This is a genomic window from Streptomyces sp. NPDC086080 (assembly GCF_044540255.1).
Lineage (GTDB): Bacteria > Actinomycetota > Actinomycetes > Streptomycetales > Streptomycetaceae > Streptomyces.
The window spans coordinates 197,087-223,093 of record NZ_JBITRU010000011.1; the positions used below are offsets into that span (position 1 = coordinate 197,087).

Annotated in this window: 21 protein-coding genes and 2 pseudogenes; 14 read left to right on the top strand and 9 right to left on the bottom strand. The window is 71.0% G+C overall.

The features are described from left to right. Nucleotides 1–68 precede the first annotated feature (68 nt). Nucleotides 69–1,514 carry a dihydrolipoyl dehydrogenase family protein gene (locus ACIF9R_RS16380; protein ID WP_399979942.1) on the top strand — a complete coding sequence of 482 codons (1,446 nt, stop codon included), beginning with the start codon at nucleotides 69–71 and terminating at the stop codon, nucleotides 1,512–1,514. Nucleotides 1,515–1,946: 432 nt separating this feature from the next. On the opposite strand, the gene ACIF9R_RS16385 is transcribed toward ACIF9R_RS16380, so the two are convergent. Continuing rightward, complete coding sequence (locus tag ACIF9R_RS16385) at nucleotides 1,947–2,600, bottom strand: peptide deformylase (protein ID WP_399979945.1); 654 nt, start codon at nucleotides 2,598–2,600, stop codon at nucleotides 1,947–1,949. Between the two features lie 124 nt (nucleotides 2,601–2,724). Between ACIF9R_RS16385 and ACIF9R_RS16390 the strand changes: the two genes are divergently transcribed. Then, a complete protein-coding gene (locus tag ACIF9R_RS16390; RefSeq protein ID WP_399979947.1) occupies nucleotides 2,725–4,134 on the top strand; it encodes a PepSY-associated TM helix domain-containing protein in 1,410 nt (469 codons plus the stop codon). Nucleotides 4,135–4,194: 60 nt separating this feature from the next. Here ACIF9R_RS16390 and ACIF9R_RS16395 read toward each other — a convergent pair whose 3' ends face one another. Further along, nucleotides 4,195–4,545 (bottom strand): tetratricopeptide repeat protein, encoded by a 351-nt coding sequence (locus ACIF9R_RS16395; RefSeq protein WP_399980002.1) that lies wholly within the window; start codon nucleotides 4,543–4,545, stop codon nucleotides 4,195–4,197. 424 nt (nucleotides 4,546–4,969) lie between these two features. On the opposite strand from ACIF9R_RS16395, the gene ACIF9R_RS16400 reads away from it, so the two are divergent. Then, entirely contained in the window at nucleotides 4,970–5,329 is a 360-nt protein-coding gene (locus tag ACIF9R_RS16400; RefSeq protein WP_399979950.1) for a cupin domain-containing protein, read from the top strand. Nucleotides 5,330–5,377: 48 nt separating this feature from the next. Here ACIF9R_RS16400 and ACIF9R_RS16405 read toward each other — a convergent pair whose 3' ends face one another. The 6 genes and pseudogenes from ACIF9R_RS16405 to rhaI all read right to left on the bottom strand — a co-directional run bounded on the left by ACIF9R_RS16405 (nucleotide 5,378) and on the right by rhaI (nucleotide 13,141). Beyond that, complete coding sequence (locus ACIF9R_RS16405; RefSeq protein WP_399979952.1) at nucleotides 5,378–6,019, bottom strand: lactate utilization protein C; 642 nt, start codon at nucleotides 6,017–6,019, stop codon at nucleotides 5,378–5,380. Next, nucleotides 6,016–7,527: a LutB/LldF family L-lactate oxidation iron-sulfur protein gene (locus ACIF9R_RS16410; protein WP_399979954.1), complete on the bottom strand. Its 1,512-nt coding sequence runs from the start codon at nucleotides 7,525–7,527 to the stop codon at nucleotides 6,016–6,018. The genes ACIF9R_RS16405 and ACIF9R_RS16410 overlap by 4 nt, the downstream gene beginning before the upstream one ends. Continuing rightward, nucleotides 7,524–8,279, bottom strand: a pseudogene (locus ACIF9R_RS16415) ((Fe-S)-binding protein). The gene ACIF9R_RS16410 and the pseudogene ACIF9R_RS16415 overlap by 4 nt, the downstream one beginning before the upstream one ends. 73 nt (nucleotides 8,280–8,352) lie before the next feature. Further along, nucleotides 8,353–9,801: a rhamnulokinase family protein gene (locus tag ACIF9R_RS16420; RefSeq protein ID WP_399979956.1), complete on the bottom strand. Its 1,449-nt coding sequence runs from the start codon at nucleotides 9,799–9,801 to the stop codon at nucleotides 8,353–8,355. Next, nucleotides 9,798–11,837 carry a bifunctional aldolase/short-chain dehydrogenase gene (locus ACIF9R_RS16425; RefSeq protein ID WP_399979958.1) on the bottom strand — a complete coding sequence of 680 codons (2,040 nt, stop codon included), beginning with the start codon at nucleotides 11,835–11,837 and terminating at the stop codon, nucleotides 9,798–9,800. The genes ACIF9R_RS16420 and ACIF9R_RS16425 overlap by 4 nt, the downstream gene beginning before the upstream one ends. A 143-nt stretch (nucleotides 11,838–11,980) precedes the next feature. After that, nucleotides 11,981–13,141, bottom strand: coding sequence for an L-rhamnose isomerase (gene rhaI / locus ACIF9R_RS16430; protein WP_399979960.1), 1,161 nt, complete (start codon nucleotides 13,139–13,141; stop codon nucleotides 11,981–11,983). Nucleotides 13,142–13,547: 406 nt separating this feature from the next. Between rhaI and ACIF9R_RS16435 the strand changes: the two genes are divergently transcribed. The 11 genes from ACIF9R_RS16435 to sigJ all read left to right on the top strand — a co-directional run bounded on the left by ACIF9R_RS16435 (nucleotide 13,548) and on the right by sigJ (nucleotide 25,800). Next, nucleotides 13,548–15,077: a sugar ABC transporter ATP-binding protein gene (locus ACIF9R_RS16435; protein ID WP_399979963.1), complete on the top strand. Its 1,530-nt coding sequence runs from the start codon at nucleotides 13,548–13,550 to the stop codon at nucleotides 15,075–15,077. Continuing rightward, entirely contained in the window at nucleotides 15,074–16,129 is a 1,056-nt protein-coding gene (locus tag ACIF9R_RS16440; RefSeq protein WP_399979967.1) for an ABC transporter permease, read from the top strand. The genes ACIF9R_RS16435 and ACIF9R_RS16440 overlap by 4 nt, the downstream gene beginning before the upstream one ends. Continuing rightward, nucleotides 16,122–17,150, top strand: coding sequence for an ABC transporter permease (locus tag ACIF9R_RS16445; RefSeq protein ID WP_399979970.1), 1,029 nt, complete (start codon nucleotides 16,122–16,124; stop codon nucleotides 17,148–17,150). Before ACIF9R_RS16440 ends, ACIF9R_RS16445 begins: the two co-directional genes overlap by 8 nt. A 74-nt stretch (nucleotides 17,151–17,224) precedes the next feature. Next, nucleotides 17,225–18,319 (top strand): rhamnose ABC transporter substrate-binding protein, encoded by a 1,095-nt coding sequence (gene rhaS / locus ACIF9R_RS16450; protein ID WP_399979972.1) that lies wholly within the window; start codon nucleotides 17,225–17,227, stop codon nucleotides 18,317–18,319. A 28-nt stretch (nucleotides 18,320–18,347) separates the two neighbouring features. Further along, a complete protein-coding gene (locus tag ACIF9R_RS16455) occupies nucleotides 18,348–18,668 on the top strand; it encodes an L-rhamnose mutarotase (RefSeq protein WP_399979975.1) in 321 nt (106 codons plus the stop codon). Between the two features lie 395 nt (nucleotides 18,669–19,063). After that, complete coding sequence (gene rhaS / locus ACIF9R_RS16460) at nucleotides 19,064–20,152, top strand: rhamnose ABC transporter substrate-binding protein (protein ID WP_399979977.1); 1,089 nt, start codon at nucleotides 19,064–19,066, stop codon at nucleotides 20,150–20,152. Between the two features lie 85 nt (nucleotides 20,153–20,237). Next, on the top strand, nucleotides 20,238–21,581 hold the full coding sequence (locus ACIF9R_RS16465; RefSeq protein WP_399979979.1) for a BNR repeat-containing protein: 1,344 nt from the start codon (nucleotides 20,238–20,240) through the stop codon (nucleotides 21,579–21,581). Between the two features lie 82 nt (nucleotides 21,582–21,663). Further along, the gene (locus ACIF9R_RS16470) at nucleotides 21,664–22,689 is read left to right on the top strand and encodes a LacI family DNA-binding transcriptional regulator (protein WP_399979982.1); all 1,026 of its coding nucleotides are present in this window, start codon (nucleotides 21,664–21,666) and stop codon (nucleotides 22,687–22,689) included. Nucleotides 22,690–22,792: 103 nt separating this feature from the next. Beyond that, the gene (locus tag ACIF9R_RS16475) at nucleotides 22,793–24,094 is read left to right on the top strand and encodes an alpha/beta fold hydrolase (RefSeq protein WP_399979985.1); all 1,302 of its coding nucleotides are present in this window, start codon (nucleotides 22,793–22,795) and stop codon (nucleotides 24,092–24,094) included. 60 nt (nucleotides 24,095–24,154) lie between these two features. Further along, a complete protein-coding gene (locus tag ACIF9R_RS16480; RefSeq protein ID WP_399979987.1) occupies nucleotides 24,155–24,898 on the top strand; it encodes a PIG-L deacetylase family protein in 744 nt (247 codons plus the stop codon). Beyond that, on the top strand, nucleotides 24,895–25,800 hold the full coding sequence (gene sigJ / locus ACIF9R_RS16485) for an RNA polymerase sigma factor SigJ (protein ID WP_399979990.1): 906 nt from the start codon (nucleotides 24,895–24,897) through the stop codon (nucleotides 25,798–25,800). Before ACIF9R_RS16480 ends, sigJ begins: the two co-directional genes overlap by 4 nt. A gap of 9 nt (nucleotides 25,801–25,809) precedes the next feature. Here sigJ and ACIF9R_RS16490 read toward each other — a convergent pair. Continuing rightward, a pseudogene (locus ACIF9R_RS16490) lies at nucleotides 25,810–26,007 on the bottom strand (hypothetical protein); the annotation flags it as partial.

The following is a 26,007-nucleotide window of genomic DNA, read 5'->3' on the forward strand; positions in this document are numbered from 1 at the left end:
CTGCCGGGCACGTATTCCGCGCCCCTACCCATGTGGCCACCGAGCACACCACCCACCAGACTGACGCCATGACGGAATCGCGATCGACGCAACCGGAAGCACTCGCCTACGACGTCGTGGTGCTCGGAGCCGGGCCCGTGGGCGAGAACGTCGCGGACCGCACCCGCGCCGCGGGGCTCGCCACCGCGGTCGTGGAGAGCGAGCTGGTCGGCGGCGAGTGCTCGTACTGGGCGTGTTCACCCAGCAAGGCCCTGCTGCGCCCGGTCATCACCCGGGCCGACGCCCGCCGCACCCCGGGCCTGAAACAGGCGGTCCAGGGGCCCCTCGACACCGCCGCCGTACTCGCCCACCGCGACGAGTACGCCTCCCACTGGAAGGACGACGGCCAGGTCCAGTGGCTGGCGGGCACGGGGGCCGACCTGTACCGCGGACACGGACGGCTCGCCGGTCCGCGCGCCGTCACCGTCACCGGCTCCGACGGGGAGGAGCGCCTCCTCACCGCCCGGCACGCCATCGCCGTCTGCACCGGCAGCCGCACCCGGCTGCCCGACCTGCCCGGCCTCGCCGAGGTCCGACCGTGGACCAGCCGGGAGGCCACCAGCGCCCGGTCGGCGCCCGGCCGGCTGGTAGTGGTCGGCGGCGGAGTCGTCGCCACCGAGATGGCCTGCGCCTGGCAGGCGCTCGGCTCGCGGGTCACCCTCCTCGTCCGCGGCAGGAGCCTGCTCGCACGCATGGAGCCCTTCGCCGGGGAACTGGTCGCCGAAGCCCTCACCGAGGCCGGCGCGCAGATCCGCACCGGTACCTCGGTGCAGTCGGTGACCAGGGAGAACGGCACGGTCCACGTCGTCACCGACGGCGGTGACCGGATCGAGGCCGACGAGATCCTCTTCGCCACCGGACGCGCGCCGCGCACCGACGACATCGGCCTGGAGACGATCGGCCTGGAGCCCGGTTCCTGGCTCGCGGTCGACGACAGTCTGCGGGTCAGCGGGCACGACTGGCTGTACGCCGTCGGCGACGCCAACCACCGGGCCCTGCTGACCCACCAGGGCAAGTACCAGGCCCGGATCGCGGGCGCCGCCATCGCCGCCCGGGCGGCAGGAGGGCCCGTGCACACCGAGGACTGGGGTGCGCACGCCGCCACCGCCGACCACGCCGCAGTGCCCCAGGTCGTCTTCACCGACCCGGAGGCGGCTGCCGTCGGCCTCTCCCTGGCCGAGGCGGAACGGGCGGGCCACCGCGTCCGCGCCGTCGACGTCGACCTGTCCACCGTCGCCGGTGCCGGCCTCTACGTCGACGGTTACCGGGGCCGCGCCCGCATGGTCGTCGACCTCGACGACGAGACCCTTCGCGGCCTCACCCTCGTCGGCCCCGGCGTCGGGGAACTCATCCACTCGGCGACCATCGCGGTGGCCGCCCGGGTCCCGATCGGCCGGCTCTGGCACGCGGTCCCGTCGTACCCGACGATCAGCGAGGTGTGGCTGCGCCTGCTGGAGGCGTACCGGGACGCCTGAACCGGCCGGCTGTGGGGCGACCGGCGCCGAGCCGGTCCGGCGGATCAAGCCGGAGAAAACCAACGGCTCCTGCCGGCGCGGGGCGGGCGTGCCGGACCCGTGTCTTTGGCACGACCGAGCCGGACAGGCCCTGTTGGCGCGCGCCGGCCCGCGGCGAACCCCCCGCTCGCCGACGGCGGCCTGCCTGACGGTGTGCGCTGCCCGCGTGGGTGACGCGCGCTGCCTCACGCTGTGCGCCGCCCGCCCGACGCCGCCCGACGCCGACTGGATGATGTCCGCCGGGCGACGGCCGGTGCCCGCTGTCTGCTGCCCGCCTGACGCCTGCCGTCCGATGCCCGCCGGACATTGACGGCCCGCGGTACGGGGCAGGGGCGCCTCCTGGGCCGCCGTGCCGCCCGGGTCCGGGCCACCGTGCCGGGCGGAGCTCACGGGTCAATGCGCCCGGGGCAGTTCGAAGCCCAGCGCCCGCGCCGCCCGCTCCGGCGTCGGCTGCGCCCAGTACTCCGCCGCGGCCTGATGGGTGGACAGCGAGCGCGGCTCGGCCCGGTCGAGGTACAGCGTGCCGTCGAGGTGGTCCGTCTCGTGCTGGACGATCCGGGCGGGCCAGCCGGTGAACACCTCGTCCAGCGGGCGCCCGTGCTCGTCCTGCCCGGTCAGCCGCACCTGTGCGGCTCGCGCCACCACCGCCTGGTACCCCGGTACGCTCAGGCACCCCTCGAAGAAGGCGGCACGCCCGGAGCCGACCGGCTCGTACGCGGGATTCACCAGCACCCGGAACGGCTGCGGGACCCGCCCGCGCACGAGGCGCACCTCCTCGGGAACGGGCGCCGGATCCTCGATCACCGCGATCCGCAGTCCCACCCCGACCTGCGGCGCCGCCAGCCCGACCCCCGGCGCCTCGTGCATGGTGAGACGCAGCGCCTCGACGAACCGGGTCAGCACAGCGGGCTCCAGTTGACCGTCGTAGGGCTCACTGCCGCCGCGCAGCACCGGGTCACCGGCCGAGACGATGGGCAACGGCCCCTCCACGGCGAGCAGTTGCTCGACCCGCTCGGCCAAGGGTGCGCGATTGTCCGGAATTTCCATCCGGTCAGGATCGCACGCCTCGTGCGTGTGTCACAGGTCACACACCCTCCCGGGAACCCGACGGTCCGCCGCCCCGACTACTGCACCACATGCCCGCCCAGACGTCCCCGGGAGAACCCCACCGATGACCACCGCTCCCTCGACCATCAAGGACGAGGCACCCCAACCCCCCGCTCCCGCACATGCGAAGAGCGCATGGGCCGCCTTACGCCCCCTCGTCCTACGCCTGCACTTCTACGCGGGCGTGGTGGTGGCGCCCTTCCTCCTCGTCGCAGCCCTCACCGGCCTGCTGTACGCCGCCTCCTTCCAGGCGGAGAAGATCGTCTACGGCCATGAGCTGACCGTCCCCGTGGGCGAGCGCGAACTCCCCGTCTCCGACCAGGTCGCCGCCGCCCGCGAGGCCCATCCCGACGGCACGATCGCCGCCGTACGTCCCTCGCCCGAGGCGGGCGCCACCACCAGGGTGATGCTGTCCGGCATACCGGGCGTGGACCCCGCCCACACCCTCGCCGTGTTCGTCGACCCGTACACCGGGGAGGTGCGCGGCGAGCTCGAACAGTACGGCTCCACGGGCGCGTTGCCCCTGCGGACCTGGATCGACGAGTTCCACCGCGATCTCCACCTCGGTGAAACGGGCCGTCTCTACAGTGAGTTCGCGGCCAGCTGGCTGTGGGTGATCGCGGGAGGCGGACTGGTGCTCTGGTTCTCCCGGCGCCGCGCCCTGCGCCGGGTGCGCGGCACCAGTGGACGGCGCCGCACGCTGGGCCTGCACGGCGGTGTGGGTGCCTGGGCCGCGATCGGCTTCGTGTTCCTCTCGGCGACCGGCCTGACCTGGTCCACCTACGCGGGCGCGAACATCGGTGAACTGCGTACGTCGCTCGGCCAGGAAACCCCCTCGGTGTCGGCCGAGGCGGCCGGTGAACACACGGGTCACGGTGCGGCCGGCGGCGCCTCGGGCGACGCGGCACACGGAGTCGGCCTGGACCGGGTTCTCGCGGCGGCACGGGCCGAGGGCCTGGGCAACCCGGTGGAGATCGTGCCGCCCGCCGACGAGAAGTCCGCGTACGTGGTGCGGCAGGTGCAGCGCAGCTGGCCCGAGAAGCAGGACTCGGCCGCCATCGACCCCACCACCGGCGAGGTCACCGACGTCCTGCGCTTCGCCGACTACCCGGTCCTCGCGAAACTCACCCGCTGGGGTATCGACCTGCACACCGGCAGCCTGTTCGGACTGCCCAACCAGATCGTGCTGATGATTCTCGCCCTCTCGCTGATCCTGCTGATCCTCTGGGGCTACCGCATGTGGTGGCAACGGGGCCGCGGCTCAGCATTCGGCCGGCCGGTCCCACGAGGAGCCTGGCAGCACGTGCCGCCGTACGTCCTCGTCCCGTTGCTGGCGCCGGTCGCGGTACTGGGGTACTTCGTCCCGCTCTTCGGCATCCCGCTGGCGGCGTTCCTCGCCGTCGACATCGTCCTCGGGGAGATCGCCCACCGGCGGGGGCGGCGGACGTACGGAGGCGGCACGGCGGTGCGCTGACGCGGGCCCGTGGTGCGGGTGCCCGGCTCCCGGAGGGGGAGCCGGGCACCCGCGGACGGTCTACTCCTCGCCGAACTCGCCGCCCAGCGCGGCGGCGATGCGCAGATGCGGCCGGGCCTCGTCCTCACGTCCCTGCCGCTGGAGCGTGCGCCCGAGCATCAGCCGGGCGTAGTGCTCCACCGGGTCGCGCTCGATGATGACCTTCAACTCGGTCTCGGCGCGGCGAAGTTGGGCCGAGTGGTAGTAGGCGCGCGCCAGCAGCAGCCGCGGTCCGGTCTGCTCCGGCACCTCCTCGACCAGCGTGCCCAGGACGCGCGCGGCGGCGGTGTAGTCCCTGGCGTCGAAGAACATCCCGGCACGCTCCCAGCGCTCGGCCGGTGTTCCGTGGTCGTAGTAGTACGTGGTGTCCACTCGTGACCTCCTCCGAGGCGGACAACGGACTCGGACGGCGCGGTATTCCGCCACCCCGCGCCGCCACCCCGCGCCGCCGGCCGCGGCCGCCGGTTCCGCGCCGGCCCGCTCGACGACCAGGTCGAGCACGCGCCCGGCCGCGGCGAGGTCCGCCGCGGGGACGTCCGCGTGGACCCTCGCGGACATCGCTCCCGTCGCGGCGGAGATCCTCTCCCGTGCCGTGCGCCCGACGTCCGTAACGGACCGTGCACGGACCGAGCACGGTGCGTGCGCGGTCGGCATCCCCGTCGAGCGCGTCTGACGCACGGCGGCCGGGCGTCTCGCCCGGATGGCGGCTCCGAGTGGACAGGCGGACGATGAAGTGGTGGGGCCCGGCCCTGCCGGGGCCGTGCGGGGCAGACGGAGACCGGAAGGGAGAAGGGGCATGCTCGAGGTCAAGATGCTGGAGAAGCCCGACGAACGACGCGATTTCCCCAGGGGGCATCTCGAAGCCGTCCACATGACAGGGCTGGACTTCGCCGTGGCCACCTTCGAACCGGGGTGGCGCTGGACGGAATCCGTCGGTCCGATCGCGGGGACGAAGAGCTGCCGGATCCACCACAACGGCTACGTGGTCCAGGGCCGGCTGCGCATCCGCATGGACGACGGCGCCGAGGGCGAGGTCGGCCCCGGCGACGTCTTCGTCTGCCCGCCGGGGCACGACGCGTGGGTCGTGGGGGACGAACAGGTCGTGGTGTACGACTTCGCGGGCGCGATGGCCCAGGAGTACGCGAAGGCGGACTGACCGGCCCGGTCACCCGGAGTCGTGTCCCCAGCGTGCGCGGCCGTCCCTTCACCCCACCAGTACGACCTCCAGCGTGCGCGGTCCGTGTACGCCTTCCACCCGGTCGAGTTCGATGTCGCTGGTCGCCGACGGGCCGGAGATCCACGTGAGCGGACGGGCCGGGTCGAGACGGGCGAGAGCCCGGGGGACGGAGGAGACCACCTGCTCCGGGACGCGGACCACACAGATGTGGTGGTCGGGGACCAGGGTGATCCGGCGCCGTCCCTGGTCGGGGGAGCCGTCCAGGACGATGGTGCCCGTCTCGGCGACGGCCACCGCGCAGGCGGTCACCACGCTGTCCACCCGATCCAGCTCCCGCGGGGTGCTCTCCGCCCGGTCCGCCACCCGCGTCACCTCCGTCGCGGCGAGCCAGCCCTCGTCGAGGCCGGGCGGCACGAGCACCGATGACGCGCCGCGCGCCGTGAGCAGCCCGGCGACGACGCCGGCCAGCCCGGCCGCGTCGCAGCGGTGCACGATCGCCCGGTAGTCGGCCAGGTTCTCGGCGAGAAGGTCCACCGTCTCCTCGACCGTGCGCCCACCGTGCTCGTTCAGATAGTCCCGGGCGACCGCCCGCCCGTACGGGGTGTCGTCGCGCGGTACGTCGGCGAGGGCGCGCCGTACCCGGCCCAGGATCCGTTCCCTGCTGCTCACTCGGCCGCTCCCTTTCCGCCGTCGCCGCCCCGCGTACGCTGCCACCAGTCCCGGAACGGCTCCGCCGGCACCGGCGGCAGATCCCGGGTCGCGCCCCAGGCCCGGCCGGGGCCCGGCAGGGTGCGCGGATGGAGACGACGGGTGCGCGAGGCGATGCGCTGGCCGGCGCGCAGCGCGCCGGGACGGGAGAACGCCCAGCGCGCCGCGCGCATCGCCGCCCGCTCCGCGGCGTGCCCCTTCGCGGGGCGCAGCACCACCGTGTTGCCCTCCCGCGTCACCCGGCCGCCCTCCACCACCCGCTCCCGCAGGTGCACCAGCACCTCGGGGATGTCGATGGCGACCGGGCACACCTCGTAGCAGGCCCCGCACAGCGACGACGCGAACGGCAGGGACGCGTCGATCGCGCTCTGGGTGCCCCGGAGTTGGGGACTGAGGATGGCACCGATCGGCCCCGGGTAGACCGAGCCGTACGCGTGACCGCCGGCCCGCTCGTACACGGGGCACACGTTCAGACAGGCCGAACAGCGGATGCAGCGCAGTGCCTGCCGGCCCACCTCGTCGGCGAGGGTGTCGCTGCGGCCGTTGTCCAGCAGCACCAGATGGAAGGCCCGCGGACCGTCCCCGTCGGTGGTGCCGGTCCAGGTGCTCGTGTACGGGTTCATCCGCTCGGCGGTCGAGGAACGGGGGAGGGTCTGCAGGAACACCTCCAGGTCCTGCCAGGTCGGCACGATCTTCTCGATGCCGACGACCGAGATCAGCGTCTCGGGCAGGGTCAGGCACATCCGCCCGTTGCCCTCGGACTCCACCACCACCAGGGTGCCGGTCTCGGCGACCACGAAGTTGGCGCCGGAGACACCGACCCTGGCGCGCAGGAACTTCTCCCGCAGGTGCAGCCGCGCCGCCTCGGCGAGTTCGGCGGGCGTGTCCGTCAGTCCCTCGGGAGCGGGGCGCCCCCACTCGCTCATCTCGCGGGTGAAGATCTCCCGGATCTCCCCGCGGTTGCGGTGGATGGCCGGCACCAGGATGTGCGACGGGCGGTCCTTGCCCAACTGCACGATCAGCTCGGCCAGATCGGTCTCGTAGGCGCGGATGCCCTCCGCTTCGAGTGCCTCGTTGAGGCCGATCTCCTGCGTGGCCATCGACTTGACCTTGACGACCTCCGACTCACCGGTCTCCTTGACCAGTTGGGTCACGATCCGGTTGGCCTCGGCGGCGTCGGCGGCCCAGTGCACGGTGCCGCCCGCCGCCGTCACCGACTCCTCCACCTGCTCCAGGTAGCGGTCCAGATGACGGAGTGTGTGATCCTTGATCCGTTTGCCCGCCTCCCGGAGTTCCGCCCAGTCGGACAGCTCCGCGACGGCCTTGGCGCGCTTGGCCCGGATGGTGTGCGTGGCGTGCCGCAGATTGCCGCGCAGGGTGGTGTCGCGCACGGCGTTCCGGGCCGCCTCCGGAAACGCAAGGTGGGTGGGTGGGGGAAACTCGGGCATCCCGACGAATGTCCCGCTCATACGGCCGGCTCCTCCTCCGTGCTCGCCAGGATCTCCGCGATGTGCACCGGCCGCATGCCGGTGCGCAGCCTGGTCATCGTTCCGCCGATGTGCATCAGACACGAGTTGTCCGCCGCGCACAGCACCTCGGCGCCGGTCGACTCGGCGTTGCGCACCTTGTCGGCGCCCATCGCCGCCGAGACGTCGGAGTTCTTCAGCGCGAAGGTGCCACCGAAACCGCAGCACTCCTCCGCCCCCGGCAACTCGGCGAGCTCCAGCCCCTTCACCGCCCTGAGCAGCCGCAGCGGCCGCTCGCCCAGGCCAAGTCCGCGCAACCCGTGACAGGTCGGGTGGTAGGTCACCTTGTGCGGGTAGTAGGCCCCGACGTCCGTCACTCCCAGCACGTCCACCAGGAACTCGGTGAGCTCTTACGTCTTCGGCACCACCGGCGCCAGCGTCGCCGCGAGGGTGTCCCCGCGCCCTTCCGCCCGGGCCCGCTCACCCATCCGTGGATACAGCTCCCGCACCATCGCCCCGCACGACCCGGACGGCGTCACGATCGCCTCGTACCCCCCGAAGACGTCGGAGAAGTGCCGGGCCAACGGCTCCGCCTCGTGCCGGTACCCGGTGTTGTAATGCGCCTGACCGCAACAGGTCTGCGCCATCGGGAAGTCGACATCGACACCCAGCCGGGTCAGGAGTCTCACCACGGCGCGCCCGGTGTCCGGATAGAGCGTGTCGTTGACACAGGTCAGGAACAGGGCGACACGCATCGCGGCTCCTTGTGCATTCGATCCTCGGGTGAGGGCAGGGTAGTGCGCGAGCGAGGGTGTGGTGGAGACCCCGTCAGTCCCGGGCGAGCCGGGCCTTCGCCGCCCGCCACCGGTGTGTGCCGCCGCGCGGTGCGTACCGTGTCGGTGACTGGGTACGGGCGAGCAGGCGCCGCATCCCGGTGAGGTCGCCGACCAGCCCGTGCGCACGGGCCTGCACCAGCACATTGCCCAGGGCCGCCGCCTCCGCCGGACCGGCCACCACCGGCAGCCCGCAGGCGTCGGCGGTCAGCTGGCACAGCAGCGCGTTGCGGGTGCCGCCGCCGACGATGTGCACGACGTCCACCGGCTGCCCGGCGAGCCGGGACGCGTCCTCGACCGCCGTGCGGTGTGCCAGGGCCAGCGAGTCGAGGATGCAGCGCGTCACCTCGGCGGGGGACACCGGTACCGGCTGTCCCGCCTCCCGGCAGGCCGCGGCGATCCGCTCCGGCATCCGTCCCGGCGCGAGGAACGCGGCGTCCCCGGCGTCCACCACCGACTGCAGCGCCGGCACGTCCGCCGCCTCGCGCAGCAGCGCGTCCAGATCGGGCTCGCCCCAGGCCCGCAGGCACTCCTGGAGCAGCCAGAGACCCATGATGTTGCGCAGGTAACGGACGGTGCCGTCCAGTCCCAGCTCATTGGTGAAGTTGGCGGCCCGGCTCTCCTCGGTCAGCACCGGGGCATCCAGTTCCAGCCCGGCCAGCGACCAGGTTCCGGTGCAGATGTACGCGAACCGCTCGCCCTCCGCGGGCACCGCGGCGACCGCGGACGCGGTGTCGTGCGAACCGACCGCCGTCACCGGAACCGGCCCGCTCAGCCCGGTCTCCTCCAGCACCTCCGGGCGGAGCAGCCCGGCCGGGTCCCCCGGCCGGCGCAGCGGCGCGAACAGGGTCAGGTCGATGCCGAGCCGCTCCGCGATCCCGTGTGCCCAGTCCCGGGTGCGCGGGTCGATCAGCTGGGTGGTCGAGGCGTTGGTCAGCTCCGTGCCCTGCTCCCCGGTGAGCCAGTACGTCAGCAGATCCGGAAGCATCAACAGCCTTCTGGCCTGCGCCAGTTGCGCCGAACCGCGAGCCGCCGTCAACTGGTACAGGGTGTTGAACGGGGCGTACTGCAGTCCGGTCGCCGCATACAGCTCCCCGGCGGGCACGGTCGCCCACACCTTCTCCGCGATCCTGTCGGTGCGGCTGTCGCGGTAGTGCACCGGGTTGCCGAGCAGCGCCCCGTCCGCGTCCAGCAGCCCGTAGTCCACGGCCCAGCTGTCGACGCCGACGGAGTCGACCTGTCCGGCGCCCTTCAGCCCGTCCAGCACCCCCGCGTACAGCCCCAGGACGTCCCAGCGCAGCCCCTCGGGCACCCGCACCGGCCGATTGGGGAAGCGGTGGGTCTCGGTGAGCTCCAGGGTGTCGGGGCCGACGCGGCCGACCATGACACGTCCACTGGACGCGCCGAGGTCGACCGCGGCGTACGACCGCACGGAGGTGCTCATCGCAGGAACGCGGCGGCGACGCCGGCGTCGACCGGGACGTGCAGTCCGGTGGTGTGGGTGAGATCGCCACCGGTCAGTGCGAACACGGCGTTGGCCACGTGCTCGGGCAGCACCTCACGCTTCAGCAGCGTCCGCTGGGCGTAGAACTCGCCCAGCTTCTCCTCCGGCACTCCGTACACGGCGGCGCGCTCGGCGCCCCAGCCGCCCGCGAAGATCCCGGAACCGCGCACCACGCCGTCCGGGTTGACCCCGTTGACCCGGATCCCGTGCGCGCCCAGCTCGGCGGCGAGCAGTCGCACCTGATGGGCCTGGTCGGCCTTGGCGGCGGAGTAGGCGATGTTGTTCGGGCCGGCGAACACCGCGTTCTTCGACGCGATGTAGACGATGTCCCCGCCCAGCCGCTGCGCGGCCATCACCCGGGCCGCCTCGCGCGAGACGAGGAAGGAACCGCGGGCCATGATGTCGTGCTGGAGGTCCCAGTCCTCCCCGGACGTCTCCAGCAGCGGCTTGGAGATCGAGACACCGGCGTTGTTCACCACCAGGTCGACACCGCCGAAGGCGAGAACGGCGGCCCTGAAGGCAGCGGCGATCTGCTCCTCGGACGTGACGTCGACGGTCACGGCGACGGCCCTGTCGGACCCGCCCAGCTCCTCGGCGACCCGTGCGGCGCTCTCCCCGTTCAGATCGGCGACGACGACACACGCGCCCTCGGCCGCCAGCCGCCGGGCGATCGCCTTGCCGATCCCGCTGCCCGCACCGGTCACCAGCGCCACCCGGGTGGCCAGCGGCCGGGGCTTCGGCATCCGCCGGAGCTTGGCCTCCTCCAGCGCCCAGTACTCGATACGGAACTTCTCCGACTCCTCGATCGGCGCGTACGTCGACACCGCCTCGGCCCCGCGCATCACGTTGATCGCGTTGAGATAGAACTCGCTCGCCACCCGCGCGGTCTGCTTGTCCTTGCCGAAGCCGAACATGCCCACGCCCGGCACCAGCACGATCGCCGGGTCGGCGCCGCGCATCGCGGGGGAGTCGGGCTCCGCGTGCCGCGCGTAGTAGGCGGCGTACTCCTCGCGGTAGGCGGTGTGCAGTTCCTTCAGCCGGGCGACCGTCTCGTCGAGCGGCGCGGTCGGTGGCAGGTCGAGGACGAGCGGCCGGACCTTGGTGCGCAGGAAGTGGTCCGGGCAGGAGGTGCCGAGCGCCGCCAGCCGCGGGTGTTCGGCGCGGGCCAGGAAGTCCAGTACGGCATCGGAGTCGTCGAAATGCCCGACCTGCGGCCGGTCCTGTGAGGCGACGGCCCGCACATACGGTGCCAGGGCGGCCGCCCGCTCGCGCCGCTCGTCCTCGGGCAGCGCCTCGTACCCCTCGATCACCGGACCGAACGGCTCCGGCCGGCCACGCTCGGCGAGGAACGTCTCGGCGGTGCGGATGATGTGCAGCGAGTTCCGCTCGCACTCCTCGGAGGTGTCCCCCCAGGCGGTGATCCCGTGCCCACCGAGCACACACCCGATGGCCTCGGGATGGGCCTGCTTCACGGCGGCGATGTCCAGTCCGAGCTGGAAACCGGGCCGCCGCCACGGCACCCACACGACGGTGTCGCCGAAGCACTCGGCGGTCAGTTTCTCCCCGTCGGCGGCGCAGGCGAGCGCGATCCCGGAGTCGGGGTGCAGATGATCCACATGGGCGGCGTCCACCAGCCCGTGCATCGCGGTGTCGATCGAGGGCGCGGCACCCCCCTTGCCGTGCAGGCAGTAGTCGAACGCGGCGACCATCTCGTCCTCGCGCCCGACACCCGGGTAGACGTCGGTGAGCGCCCGCAGCCGGTCCAGCCGCAGCGCGGCCAGCCCCGCCTCGGTCAGCGTCCCGAGGTCGCCCCCGGATCCCTTGACCCACATCAGCTCGACGTCACCCCCGGTGACGGGGTCGGTCCCGGTGCCCTTGGCGGAGGTGTTGCCGCCGGCGTAGTTGGTGTTGCGGGGGTCGGCACCGAGCCGGTGCGACCGAGCGAGCAGAGCGGAGGCTTCGGGGTGGGTTGCCATGAACGTCCAGTCCTTACGTGAAAGAGGGTGAGTGCATGTGCCTGAGGGCGCGGGGCCGTGTGGCGTGTGCGGCTACCGCCGCGTGGGCGCGATCGGCCACACGACCGACCCGCGGCCCGCGACGAACGGAACCGGGCGGACGCCTACGCCCCCCACCCCGCCTGCTCCCCACCGACCCGCTCGGCGACGATCCTCTCGGCCCACCCGGACCGCCGGTACGCGGCCATCGGCTCGGGGTCCAGTCCCGACTCCTCCCGCACCTCCCGCAGCAGCGGACGCACGTCCGTGTTGTACGCGTCCATCAGCACGGCGTTGGCGCCCAGCACATCCCCCGAGGCCTGCGCCTCACCCAGCGCCGCCCGGTCCACCAGCAGTGCCTTGGCCGTGGCCTCCTGCACGTTCATCACGGAACGGATGATCGCGGGGATCTTCGCCTCGATGTTGTGGCACTGGTCCAGCATGAACGCCACCTCGGTGGTGAACCCGCCGCCACGGACCACCTCGTACATGATCCGGAACAACTGGAACGGATCCGCCGCCCCCACCATCAGGTCGTCGTCCGCGTAGAACCGCGAGTTGAAGTCGAATCCGCCGAGCTTTCCCTCCCGCAACAGCGTCGCGACGATGAACTCGATGTTGGTCCCGGGCGCGTGGTGACCGGTGTCGACCACGACCTGCGCCTTCTCGCCGAGCTTCAGGCAGTGCGCGTACGCCGTACCCCAGTCCGGTACGTCCGTCGTGTAGAAAGCCGGCTCGAAGAGCTTGTACTCCAGCAGCATCCGCTGCCCCTCGCCGAGCCGCTCGTACACCTCGGAAAGCCCCTCGGCGAGCCGGTCCTGCCGGGACCGCACATCGTCCTGACCGGGATAGTTCGTCCCGTCGGCGAACCACAGCTTCAGGTCCTTGGAACCGGTCGCGTCCATGATGTCGACGCACTCCAGCAGATGGTCCACGGCCTTCCTGCGCACCGCCGCATGCGGGTGGCAGATGCTGCCCAGCCGGTAGTCGTCGTCCTGGAAGGTGTTGGAGTTGATCGTGCCGAGCCTCACCCCGCGGTCCTCGGCGTGCTTGGCCAGAGCCGTGTAGTCCTCGACCTTGTCCCACGGGATGTGCAGCGCCACGGTCGGCGCGACTCCGGTGAACTCGTGCACCTTGGCCGCGTCGTCCAGCTTCTCCTGCGGAGTGCGGGGGACACCCCGCTGCGCGAACACCTTGAACCGGGTCCCCGAGTTCCCGTACGCCCAGGAGGGTGTCTCGATCCGCTGCCGGGTGAGCGCGGACTTTACCGAAGCGATGTCAGGCATATCGACCTCACGTGTCGGGTGCGGCCCCGACGGCGGAGCCCGCAGGGGTGGGGGAGTCTGAAATGAATCGATTCAGTGCCCTGGGCAAGCTAATCCCGCACTACCGGAAGGTCAAGAGTGGGGGCAATACCTGACGCCCCGTTACCCAATCGTGCCGTACGCGGGTGCCGGGGGCGGAGTGCCCGCTCTTTGCGCACGTCAGAAGGGTGAGTGAGGAGAGAGGGCGGGGATCGTGAGCGGATTGTGTGGCCGGATCCCGCCGAACGGCTTGACCTGACCGCCCGGCACGGCTAGCTTCCCGGCCATTCATTGAATCAATTCACCAGCGGAGGGGTGGCGTCCATCGTCGTCATGGCGCCCCCGACTCCCGCTTCGAACCACCTTGGGCACACCATGGAGCCATGCAATGACGCACCCTGAACCGGAGACCACTCCGGTGCTCGCACTGGCGGGGGTGAGCAAGTCCTTCGGCGCGGTCCGTGCCCTTCGCGGAGTCAGTCTGCGGCTGTACGCGGGAGAAGCGCACGCCCTGGCCGGCGAGAACGGCGCGGGCAAGTCGACCCTGATCAAGGCACTCGCCGGTGTCCACCGGCCCGACACGGGCACGGTGCTGCTGGACGGCGAGCCGGTCGAGTTCCACGGCCCCGCCGATGCCCGGGACGCGGGTGTCGCCGTCATCTATCAGGAGCCCACGCTCTTCCCGGACCTGTCCGTCGCCGAGAACATCTTCGTGGGCCGCCAGCCTTCCCGCTCGCTCGGACGGGTCGACCACCGGGCCGTCAAGCGGGCGACGGCCGACCTGTTCGGCCGCCTGGGGGTGGACCTCGACCCCGACCAGCCGGCCCGCGGTCTGTCCATCGCCGACCAGCAGCTCGTCGAGATCGCCAAGGCGCTGTCCTTCGACGCCCGCGTCCTGATCATGGACGAGCCGACCGCGGCCCTCACCGGCAGCGAGGTCGCCCGCCTCTTCGGTGTGGTCGAGACGCTGCGCGAACAGGGTGCCGCGGTGCTCTTCATCTCCCACCGGCTGGAGGAGATCTTCGAGCTGTGCCAGCGGGTGACCACACTGCGCGACGGAGCCCTGATCAGCAGTGAGCCACTGGCCGGCCTGTCCGAGGACGACCTGGTGCGCCGGATGGTCGGCAGGGACCTCGACGAGCTCTACCCGAAACAGGCCACCGAGGTGGGAGAGGTCGCGCTCACCGTGCGACGGCTGACCCGCGAGGGCGTCTTCACCGACGTGTCCTTCGACGTCCGGCGCGGTGAGATCGTGGGCCTGGCCGGACTGGTCGGGGCCGGCCGCAGCGAGATAGCCCGCGCCGTCTTCGGCGTCGACAGGTTCGACGGCGGGGAGGTCGAGGTGCTCGGCAGGAAGCTCAAGCCGGGGGCACCCAGTCTGGCCATGGCCGCGGGTCTGGCTCTGGTTCCGGAGGACCGCAGGGCGCAGGGACTGGTGATGGACATGTCCGTCGAACGTAACATCGGGCTCACCGGTTTCGCCGCCACCACGCGGGGCGGACTGATGAGCCGGCGCGCCGAGCGCAGCAGGGCGGTGGACTGGGCGGTCAGGCTCCAGGTCAAGTACGCGAGAGTCGCCGACGCCGTCGGGACCCTGTCCGGCGGCAATCAGCAGAAGGTCGTTCTCGCCAAGTGGCTCGCCACACAGCCCCGGGTACTGATCGTGGACGAGCCGACCCGAGGCATCGACGTCGGCACCAAGGCGGAAGTCCACCGCCTGCTGTCCTCGCTCGCCGCCCAGGGCGTCGCCGTACTGATGATCTCCTCCGACCTGCCCGAGATCCTCGGCATGGCCGACCGCGTGCTGGTGATGCACGAGGGCCGGATCACCGCGGCGATACCCCGGGCCGAGGCCACCGAGGAATCCGTGATGGCGGCCGCCACCGGGCGGGTCACGCGGGAAGGGAACGCGGCATGACCCTGACCGCTCCGCCGGTGCGTGAGACGACCGCACCGAGCCCCACCGCGGGAAAGCGCCTGATCGACCGGGTGTTCAAGATCCGCGAACTGGCCGTGGCCGCCGTGCTCGTGGGCATGCTCGCCGTCACGCAGCTGACCAACAGCGGGTTCCTGTCCGAGCAGGGCATCAAGGACCTGCTGCTCAACGCCACCATCCTGGTCCTGGTGGCGGTCGGACAGGCCGTCGTGGTGATCACCCGCAACGTCGATCTCTCCGTCGGTTCCGTGCTCGGCATCAGCGCCTTCGCCGCCGGTGACCATGTGCACAACGGGGGCAGCCCGCTGACGGCGGTTCTGCTCGCCGTCGCCATGGGCGCCCTGTTCGGCCTCCTCAACGGCGTTCTGGTCAGCTTCGGGAAGGTACCCGCACTGGTCGTCACCCTCGGCACGCTCTACATCGTCCGCGGGATCGCCTCCATCTGGGTCGGGTCCCGGCAGATCACCGCCGACGCCCTGCCCGACGGCTTCGTCGACTTCGGCCACGACGGAGTCCTGGCGGTCCCGTACCTCGCCCTGCTCGCGGCAGCCGTCCTCGTCGTCGCCGGCTACTACCTGCGCAGCTACCGCAGCGGCCGTGACATGTACGCCATAGGCTCCAGCCCCGAGGCCGCCACCCTGGCCGGTATCCCCGTCCGCAGGCGCGTCATGACCGCCTACGTCCTGTGCGGCGCGCTGGCCGGATTCGCCGGCGCCCTCTACCTCGCCCGATTCGGCAACGTCGACTCCGCCACCGGCACCGGCTACGAACTCACCGTCGTCAGCGCCGTCGTGGTCGGCGGCGTCGCCTTCACCGGGGGCTCCGGCAGCGTCTACGGGGCGGCCCTCGGCGCGCTGCTGCTGACCTCCATCAACAGCGTCCTTCCCGCGATCGGTGTCAGCTCCGTCTGGGTCACGGCCATCAACGGCGTCCTGCTGCTGCTCGCCATCGCCGTCGACCGGATCCTGGCCCTGCGGGTCGCCTCCGTGCTGCGCAAGCAGGCCGCACAGAAGAGGAGTGCCCGCCATGCCTGACACCAAGACGGCGAAGCCGGTCCGCCTGGCGGGACTCGCCGGTGCGGTGCGCTGGGACACCGCGGTCGGCGCGCTGCTGCTCACCCTGCTGATCTGCTCGTTCTCGTTCGTCGACAACTTCGGCAACGCGCTGAACATCTCCTTCCTGATCGGCAACACCCTTCCGATCGCGCTCATCGCCCTGCCGATGACCATGCTGGTCGTCTCCGGCGAGGTCGACCTGTCCGTCGGCTCCACGGCCGGTCTGTCCGGTGCGGTGCTCGGAGCACTCTGGAACCAGGGCATGGCCATCGAGACGGCCATCGTGCTGTGCGTCCTGCTCGGTGCGGTCTGCGGCCTGGTCAACGGTGTGCTGGTGACGCGTCTCGGACTGCCCTCCCTGGCCGTCACCATCGGCACCATGGCCGCCTACCGGGGCATCGCCCAGATCGTTCTCGGCTCCGACTCGGTCACCGACTTCCCCCTGCAGTACCTGGACTTCGGTGCCGGCCGGATCGGGGACACATTCATCCCGTACGCGGCCCTCCCCTTCACCGTCCTGCTCGCGATCGCCGTCGTGGTGCTGCACGCCACCCCGCTGGGGCGGTCCCTGTTCGCGATCGGGGCGAGCGAGGAGGCCGCGCGCTTCGCCGGCATCCGGGTCAAGCGCCTGAGACTGGCCATGTTCGTCACCACGGGCGTGCTCTCCTCGCTGACCGGCGTCTTCTGGGCGCTGCACTACGCCAGCGCCCGCTACGACAACGCCCTCGGGCTCGAACTGTCCGTCATCGCGGCCGTGCTCCTGGGCGGGGTCGACTTCGACGGTGGCAAGGGCACCCTCGGCGGCGCGATCGCGGGTGTGTTCCTGCTCGGCACCCTGCAGAACGTCATGAGCCTGGTCAACGTGTCCGCCCAGTCGCAGATCGTCGTCACCGGCGTCCTGCTCGTCGTATCCGTTCTCGCCCCGCGTGTCGGCCGTGACATCGCCCGGGCGAGGGCCCGCAAACGGGTGGAGACCGCTCCACCGCCCGCAACCACCTGAATCCGCTCCACCGTTCCATCCGATCACCACCCCGTGCCCGGACCCGTCGGTCCATGAACAAGCAAGGAACCTTCATGTCTCTCATCCCCGCCGGAACCCGCCGACTGACCATCGCGGTGTCCGTCGTCGCCTCGCTCGCCCTGACCGCCACCGCCTGCGGTGGTGGCACCACCAAGGACGACGTCAAGAACGAGGGCGCCGGCAAGGCGACCGCGGCCGGCAAGGCCGACCCCGGCGCGGCCACCAAGAAGGGCCTGACCGTCGGCTTCCTGCCGAAGCAGGTCAACAACCCCTACTTCACCAGCGCCGACAAGGGCGGGGAGACGGCCCTGAAGGAACTGGGCTCCTCCTACAAGGAGGTCGGCCCCTCCAGTGCCACGGACACCGCCGGCCAGGTCTCGTACGTCAACACGCTCACCCAGCAACAGGTGGACGCCATGGCCGTGTCCGCCCAGGACCCCGGCGCCCTGTGCACCGCGCTCAAGCAGGCCATGAAGAACGACATCAAGGTCGTCACGTACGACTCCGACACCAACGCCGAATGCCGCAACGCCTTCGTCTCCCAGGCGTCCGCCGAGGACCTGGGCCGCACCGAGGTGCAGCTGCTCGCCGAACAGATCGGCTACAAGGGCGAGATAGCGATCCTGTCCGCGGCGCAGACGGCGACCAACCAGAACACCTGGATCGAGTTCATGAAGGACGAACTCAAGGATCCCAAGTACAAGGACGTCAAGCTCGTCAAGGTCGCCTACGGTGACGACGACGCGCAGAAGTCGTTCCAGCAGACCCAGGGGCTGCTCCAGGAGTTCCCCGAGCTGAAGGGGATCATCTCCCCGACCACCGTCGGCATCAAGGCCGCCGCCCAGTACCTGTCCGGCTCCAAGTACAAGGGCAAGGTCAAGCTCACCGGCCTGGGCACCCCCAACGACATGCGCAAGTACGTCAAGAACGGCACCGTCGAGGCGTTCGAGCTCTGGGACCCGGCCAAGCTCGGTGAGCTGGCCGCCCGTACGGCGGTCGCGCTGGTCTCCGGTCAGATCACCGGCGCGGAGGGCGAGACCTTCAAGGCCGGCGCGATGGGCGAGTACACCATCGGCAAGGACGGTGTGATCAACCTGGGCAAGCCCACGGTGTTCAACGCCGAGAACATCGACCAGTTCGACTTCTGATCCCGACCACCCTGGGGGAGCGGTACTCATGCAACGCGTCTGTTTTCTGCTCAAGGTCCGCAGGGACCGGATCATCGAGTACCGCGAACGCCATGCCGCCGTGTGGCCCGAGATGCGCGAGGCGCTCTCGGCCACCGGCTGGCACAACTACTCCCTCTTCCTGCGTGACGACGGCCTTCTCGTCGGTTACCTGGAGACCGAGGACTTCGAGGCGGCCAAGGCCGGCATGGAGGACACGGAGGTCAACGCCCGCTGGCAGGCGGAGATGTCCCCGTTCTTCGAGTCCCTCGACGGCTCCCGCCCCGACGAGGCGATGAAACCGCTGACCGAGGTGTTCCATCTGGCCTGACACGCCGCCGGACCGGCTCGGCCCGTAGGGGGAGCGGGCCGAGCCTCTTTCGGGCGGGCAACGGGACGTGTCTAGTGGTTAATCGTTTCAGCCCGCTCCCTGTTCACGGTTTGGCCACAGGCATTGACCCACAGTTCACTGCGGCCCTAACCTCCGGTGGCATCTCGTTGAAACCTTTCATGAAGCGAACTGCCCCGTGCTCGACAGCTGTTGCGGCCGAGGCTCGTCCGGTCCGACGATGCCGCGGGAAAACAGGGGTGATTCCGTGCTGCTGCTCCGGGGCGTGTCGCTTCGAGGCGGGTTCGGCGAGCACATATATCAGCCTTCTGGCACGCCTGCGCCCGACGGGTGCGCCTTCGTCCCTCATGCCAGAGGCATCCTCAAGGGAATGGTAAATGTCCAGATCATCTTTACTCCGTTCTGTCATGGGTGCGGCCACCGTCCTCTCGCTCACCTGTGGGCTCACCGCCTGCGGTGACGACGCGTCCGACGGCGCCGGAAGCGGCGACGGTGATACGTCGAACGTCACCGCAGGCAAAGCCAATCCGCACGCGGAGATAAAGAAGGGGATGACCATCGGGTTCGTCCCCAAGCAGGTGAGTGGCGCGTACTTCGGTCTGGCCAGCCAGGGCGGGGAAAGGGCCCTCGAGCAACTCGGTTCCTCCTTTGTGGAGAGGGGTCCGGACAACGCCACCGACACGGCCGGGCAGATTTCGAGCATCGAAGAGCTCAAGCAGCAACAGGTGGAGGCCATGGCCGTCTCCGCACAGAGCGCCGACGCGCTCTGTGACACCTTGAAGGACGCGCTCGGTGACGGAATCAAAGTCGTCACCTACGACTCCGACACCGACCCGAAGTGCCGCAATCTCTTCGTCTCGCAGGCCAAGGCTGATGCCATCGGCTGGATCCAGGTGGAGTTGATCGCCAAACAGATCGACTACAAGGGTGAGATCGCGATTCTCTCGGCCGGTCGCGACGCCACGAACCAGAACACCTGGATCAAGTTCATGAAGGAAGAGATCGAGAGCGCCAAATACGGGGACGTCAGGCTCGTTGAGATCGCCTACGGCGACGACGAGGAAGAGAAGTCCACGGCGGAGACCAAGCGCCTTCTCGAGGAGCACCCGAACCTCAAGGGGATCATCGCTCCGACCACCGTCGGCATCAAGGCGGCCGCCGCATACCTGTCCGACTCCGAGTACAAGGGCAAGGTCAAGGTGACCGGTCTCGGCACCCCCAACGACATGCGCACGTACGTGAAGGACGGCACGGTCGAGGAGTTCGCGCTCTGGGATCCCGAGAAGCTCGGTGAGCTCGCGGCGCGCGCCGCCGCCGCCCTCGCCTCCGGCCAGATCACGGGCAAGGAGGGCCAGTTGTTCCTGGCGGGTGACATGGGCTGGTTCGACATCGAGGAGAACGGCGTGGTGACCCTCGGCGAGCCGACGGTGTTCGACAAGAAGAACATCGACGACTACAACTTCTAGCGCCACGGCATTCCTTGCCCCGTCCGCACGGTCTCGTCCGACCGGGGGAGACCGTGCGGACGGGTGATGGCCGGGAGGAGGCGTCGTGTTCCCCGGTCCCTCGGTCACCCCTGTGGGCAGCAGCACGCCCGACCCCGGCGCCCTCTACTTCGTCTCCTACGAAGGCCTGGTCAACAACAACGCCTTCCAGAAGAACGGCCTGCTCACGTACCAGGCCCACCAGTACGCCGTGTGGTACACCGCGGACCGCGACGCGGTCGTCGGCCGCCGCGCGCTCGGCGTGAGCCGCTGGGACGCCGTGCGGGTCGGCCACAGCCTGCGCTACGACGACTCCCACAACGTCATCTGCATGGGCGTCTCGAGGACCGACGGACGCCTGCACCTCGTCATGGACTCCCACAGTGACGGCTTCACCTGTGTGAAGTCGGTCGCCGGGCTCCTGGACGATCCGACGGGGACGGGCTGGACCCCGAACCGCTTCGGGGTGCCCCGGTCCACGCTCGACGGACTCGCCCTCACCCCGCGGTTCACCTACCCGCAGTTCGTCGCCACCCCCGAGGGCGGGCTCCAGCTCAGCTACCGGGCCGGCGTCTCCGGCGACGGGCGCAACGCCCTCGCCGAGTACGACGGCATCCGCTGGACGGGGCTGGGGGAGTGGACGAGTTCCACCGGCACCTACACCAGCGCGTACGGCTCCTCCACCGCCCGCAACATGTACCTGCACGGCATCGACTACGACCGGCGCGGCCGGCTGCACGCCTTCTTCACCTGGCGCGAGCAGAACGATGCCGTGCTGCGCCGCGGTGGCGGCCTCACCAATCACGACACCGGCTATGTGTACTCCGACGACCTGGGACGCACCTGGCGCAACGACGCGGGTACCGTCGTCGGCCGGACCGGGACCTCCGACCGGGTCCGCGTCACCGACAGCGGACTGGTCGTCGATCCGCTCGCCCCGGACCACTCCCTGATGAACCAGGAGAGCCAGTTCACGGACTCGGACGGCCGGCCGCACGCGATCATCTCCTACGTCCCCGGCCACTTCGGAAGGGGAACCGGCGACCATGTCGCCGACCGCACCGCGAACGGCCGGGCCTTCCACGTCCGCCGGACCGCCGCCGGTGGCTGGCGGAAGACGGAGATCCCCTTCCCGCTGAACTCCAGCCAGCGCACCAAGCTGGTGCTGGACCGCTACGACAACGCCTACGCCGTCCTCCCTCACGGCCGTGTCGCCGGCGCCTCCGCCGTCTCCGGCCACACCGACTGGCGGCTGCTGTACGACGGCGACGGCCTGAACGCCTTCGGGGAGGTGGTGATCGACGAGACCCGCGTCGCCCAGGACGGTGTGCTGTCGTTCATGTACCAGGAGAAGTCAAGGGACTCGGTGCCCGCACCGTTGCGTGTCGTAGACTTCGCGCTTCCCGTCTGACCTGGGTAACTGCGGGACGTACGGGCCGGTAATGTGTGGTCCGCCGCCCCGTTGCCCGCCGTTTTCTGGAGGTCTGTGTCCGATGGCCCGGTCGGTGGGTATCAAGGATGTCGCCCGTGTCGCCGGTGTGTCGGTGGGGACGGTGTCGAATGTGATCAATCGTCCGGAGACGGTCGCGGCGGGGACACGGGCGCGGGTGTTGTCGGCGATCGAGCGGCTGGGTTATGTGCGCAGTGAGTCGGCGCGTCAGTTGCGTGCGGGTCGTAGTCGCATCATGGGGCTGCTGGTGCTGGACATGGGCAATCCGTTCTTCGTGGATGTGGCGCGGGGTGCGGAGCGTGCCGCGCGGGCGGCGGGGCTGGGGGTGATGGTGTGCAACAGCGCTCAGGACGCGGGTGAGGAGGCGGAGTACCTGTCGCTCTTCGCCGAGCAGCGGGTGCGGGGTGTGCTGTTGACTCCGGCGGATGCGACGGGCCGTAATATCGCGGCGTTCCGTCGGCACGATATTCCGTTCGTCCTGGTGGACCGGGTGGCGGAGGGCACGTCGGAGTGTTCGGTGTCGGTGGATGATGTGGCGGGTGGTGCGCTGGCGGTGCGGCATCTCGTGGATGCGGGGCATCGTTCGATCGCGTATGTGAGTGGTCCGCCGGAGTTGAATCAGGTCCGGGATCGTCGTACGGGTGCGTTGCGTGCTCTTGCGGAGGCGGGTCTGGGGCCGGAGTGTCTGCGTGAGGTGCCGACCGAGCGGCTGGATGTGGCGGCGGGGCGGGACGCGGGTGCTCGTCTGCTGGGGTTGTCGGATCGCCCCACGGCGGTGTTCTGCGCGAACGATCTGCTGGCGCTGGGTGTGTTGCAGGCGATGTACGCGGCGGGTGTGGGGGTTCCGGACGATCTGGCGATCGTGGGCTACGACGACATCGAGTTCGCGGCGGCGGCGGCGGTTCCGCTGACGTCGGTGCGGCAGCCCGCGGTGACCATGGGTGCCCTGGCGGCCGGGCTGCTGCTGGAGGAGACCGAGAGCGAGGGCACGGGGCATCCCCACGAGCACCGCCGGGTCGTCCTCCGCCCGGAACTCGTCGTCCGCCGCTCCAGCCTCTCCGCCCGCTGACCGTCTCGGCGCAGGACAACGTGTGATCCCGGGCTCGGTGACCGGACGCACCTGTGGTGAACTGGGTCGCGATCCGACCATCCGTTCGCCCCGGGAGCTCCCTTTGTCCGTCAGCTACCGCCAGCCCGGAGTGGTCCTCACCGACCGCCGGTTCACCGTACCCCTCGATCATGACGCCCCGGCCGGGGAGACGATCGAGCTGTACGCGCGTGAGGCCGTCGCCAGTGAGAAGGCCGGCCAGGACCTGCCCTGGCTGCTCTACCTCCAGGGCGGCCCGGGCTTCGGGGCGAACCGTTTCGTCGGGAGGCCGGCCTGGCTCGGCCGCGCCCTCCAGGACTACCGTGTGCTGCTCCTCGACCAGCGCGGCACCGGCCACTCCACCCCGGCCAACCGGCAGACGCTCCCGCTGCGCGGCGGCCCCGCCGCACAGGCCGACTACCTCACCCGCTTCCGCGCCGACTCGATCGTGCGGGACTGCGAGGCCATCCGGTCCCGGGTGACCGGCGGCGCCCCCTGGACGGTGCTCGGCCAGAGCTTCGGCGGCTTCTGCACTGTCGCCTACCTGTCCATGGCCCCCGAGGGCCTGGACACCGCGCTCCTCACCGGCGGCCTGCCCTCCCTCGGCGCCCACGCCGACGACGTCTACCGGGCCGCCTACCCGCGTGTCGAACGCAAGGTCGCCGCCCACTACGCCCGCTACCCGCAGGACGTCGAACGCGCCCGCCGCATCGCCGAGCACCTGCTCACCCACGACGTCGTCCTCCCGAACGGCTATCGCTTCACCGTGGAGGCGTTCCAGTCCCTGGGCATCATGCTCGGCAGCGGCGACGGCAGCCACCGGCTGCACCACCTCCTGGAGGACGCGTTCGTCCGCACCCCGGGAGGACCGGCGCTCTCCGACGCCTTCCAGGAGCAGGCGCAGGGGCTGCTGTCCTTCGCCGGCCACCCGCTGTACGCGCTCGTCCACGAGGCGATCTACGGCCAGGACGCCCGGCCCACCGCCTGGTCCGCCGAACGCGTACGGGCCGAGTTCCCGCGGTTCGACGCGGCCAAGGCGCTCGCCGGGGACGAGCCGCTGCTGTTCACCGGCGAAACCATTCACCCCTGGATGTTCGACTGCGACCCGGCGCTGCGCCCCCTGCGCGAGACCGCCGAACTGCTCGCCGCGCGTACCGACTGGACACCCCTGTACGACCCGGCGCGCCTCGCCGTCAACGAGGTCCCGGCGGCGGCGGCCGTCTACCACGACGACATGTACGTGCACACGCCCCACTCCCTGGAGAGCGCACGGGCGATCCGCGGCCTGCGTACCTGGGTCACGGACGAGTTCGAGCACGACGGCGTGCGGGCCGGCGGCCCTCGCGTCCTGGACCGGCTGCTCGCCCTGGCGCGCGACGAGGCGTGACGCGTGCCCCGGGGATCGTGCCCCCGGGGGGATGTCAGTGCGGAGAGCTAGTCTGCGGGCATGACCGAGCCGACGACCAGTCAACTCCAGCCCATGCCCGACGACTGGCAGCGCGCCCTGGCCGTCGTCGCACACCCGGACGATCTCGAGTACGGCTGCGCGGCGGCCATCGCGTCCTGGACCGACGCCGGCCGTGAGGTCTCCTACGTCCTGGCGACCCGCGGCGAGGCGGGCATCGACACCCTGGAGCCGGCGAAGTGCGCACCGCTCAGGGAGCGGGAGCAGCGGGCGAGCGCGGCCGTGGTCGGCGTGTCGGACGTGGAGTTCCTCGACCACCCGGACGGGATCATCGAGTACGGCCCCGCGCTGCGACGGGACATCGCCGCCGCGGTGCGCCGGCACCGGCCCGAGCTGGTGATCACCCTGAACCACCGGGACACCTGGGGCGGCACCTACTGGAACACCCCGGACCACGTGGCCGTCGGGCGCGCCACGCTGGACGCGGCCGGGGACGCCGGCAACCGGTGGATCTTCCCGGAGCTGATCGAGCGGGGCCTGGAACCCTGGAGCGGTGTCCGCTGGGTGGCGGTCGCCGGTTCCGGCAACCCCACACACGCGGTGGACGCGACCGGCGGGCTGGAGCGGGCGGTGCGCTCCCTGCTCGAACACCGTACCTACATCGAGGCGTTGACCGACGAGGACCCGGAGGCGTACGCACGCGGCCTGCTGACCGGATTCGCCGAGGAGACGGGACAGCGGTTCGGGAACCGTCCGGCGGTCGCCTTCGAAGTGTTCTCCCGGTGACCGCCGTGGACGGTGACAGGGAACTGCTGGCGCGGAGCTTCGAGGAACACCGCGGCCATCTCCAGGCGGTCGCCTACCGCATGCTCGGCTCGCTCACCGAGGCCGAGGACGCCGTGCAGGAGGCATGGCTGCGGCTGGGCCGGGTCGACCCGGGCGAGATCGGCAACCTCGGTGGCTGGCTGACCACCGTGACCGGCCGCATCTGCCTGGACCTGCTGCGGTCACGCACCGCGCGCCGGGAGCAGCCGATGGACGAGACCTTCGTTCCGGACCCGGTGATCAGACCCCTGTCGCAGGTGGACCCGGAACAGGAGGCGCTGCGAGCGGACTCGGTGGGCGTGGCCATGCTGGTGGTCCTGGAGAAGCTGCAGCCCGACGAACGGCTGGCGTTCGTGCTGCACGACATGTTCGCCGTGCCCTTCGACGACATCGCCCCGGTCGTGGAGCGCAGCCCGGCCGCGACGCGGCAGCTCGCCGGCCGGGCCCGCCGCCGGGTACGGGACACGGCCCCTCCGTCCGAGCCGGACCCCGCCCGGCAGAAGCAGGTGCTCGAGGCGTTCATGGCCGCCGCGCGGGGCGGTGACTTCGAGGCGCTGGTCGCCGTCCTGCACCCGGACGTGGTGCTGCGGGCCGACGCGGGCGCACTGGTCCGCGGCACGGCCGTGTCCAAGATCCTGCGGGGCGCGAAGCCGGTGGCCGAGTCGGCGATGATGTTCGCCCGTCACACCGCGGCGGCCCGCATGGTCCTGGTCAACGACGCGCTGGGCCTGCTCAGCGTGGTGGACGGGCACATCCGGTCGGTCATGTCCGTCACCATCGGCGAGCATCGCATCACCGGCCTGTACATCCTGGCCGACCCGGACCGCCTCGCACTGCTCCCCCTGCCGGACACGGAGAACTGACGGCGTCGGGCGCCCGGGGCCCCGTCCCCCGGCGGCCGCCCGCGGGGCCCGGCGCCGCGGCCGGCGCATCTGCCGGGCGGTGCTGCTCGGCTCGGACACCACGCCGTTGCGCTGGTTCCACACCTGCCGGGTCACCCAGACGTCCAGCACCGACCACGTGGCCACCACCGTGCTCGCCACACCACCCAGCACCATGGGAAAGGCCAG

Coding starts and splice junctions, on each gene's coding strand:
- rhaS (WP_399979977.1), top strand. CDS start 19,064: ATGTCCAGATCATCTTTACTCCGTTCTGTCATGGGTGCGGCCACCGTC.
- rhaI (WP_399979960.1), bottom strand. CDS start 13,141: ATGCCTGACATCGCTTCGGTAAAGTCCGCGCTCACCCGGCAGCGGATC.
- rhaS (WP_399979972.1), top strand. CDS start 17,225: ATGTCTCTCATCCCCGCCGGAACCCGCCGACTGACCATCGCGGTGTCC.
- ACIF9R_RS16480 (WP_399979987.1), top strand. CDS start 24,155: ATGACCGAGCCGACGACCAGTCAACTCCAGCCCATGCCCGACGACTGG.
- ACIF9R_RS16400 (WP_399979950.1), top strand. CDS start 4,970: ATGCTCGAGGTCAAGATGCTGGAGAAGCCCGACGAACGACGCGATTTC.
- ACIF9R_RS16425 (WP_399979958.1), bottom strand. CDS start 11,837: ATGGCAACCCACCCCGAAGCCTCCGCTCTGCTCGCTCGGTCGCACCGG.
- ACIF9R_RS16410 (WP_399979954.1), bottom strand. CDS start 7,527: ATGAGCGGGACATTCGTCGGGATGCCCGAGTTTCCCCCACCCACCCAC.
- ACIF9R_RS16445 (WP_399979970.1), top strand. CDS start 16,122: ATGCCTGACACCAAGACGGCGAAGCCGGTCCGCCTGGCGGGACTCGCC.
- ACIF9R_RS16470 (WP_399979982.1), top strand. CDS start 21,664: ATGGCCCGGTCGGTGGGTATCAAGGATGTCGCCCGTGTCGCCGGTGTG.
- ACIF9R_RS16435 (WP_399979963.1), top strand. CDS start 13,548: ATGACGCACCCTGAACCGGAGACCACTCCGGTGCTCGCACTGGCGGGG.
- ACIF9R_RS16455 (WP_399979975.1), top strand. CDS start 18,348: ATGCAACGCGTCTGTTTTCTGCTCAAGGTCCGCAGGGACCGGATCATC.
- ACIF9R_RS16420 (WP_399979956.1), bottom strand. CDS start 9,801: ATGAGCACCTCCGTGCGGTCGTACGCCGCGGTCGACCTCGGCGCGTCC.
- ACIF9R_RS16385 (WP_399979945.1), bottom strand. CDS start 2,600: ATGGAAATTCCGGACAATCGCGCACCCTTGGCCGAGCGGGTCGAGCAA.
- ACIF9R_RS16440 (WP_399979967.1), top strand. CDS start 15,074: ATGACCCTGACCGCTCCGCCGGTGCGTGAGACGACCGCACCGAGCCCC.
- ACIF9R_RS16390 (WP_399979947.1), top strand. CDS start 2,725: ATGACCACCGCTCCCTCGACCATCAAGGACGAGGCACCCCAACCCCCC.
- ACIF9R_RS16380 (WP_399979942.1), top strand. CDS start 69: ATGACGGAATCGCGATCGACGCAACCGGAAGCACTCGCCTACGACGTC.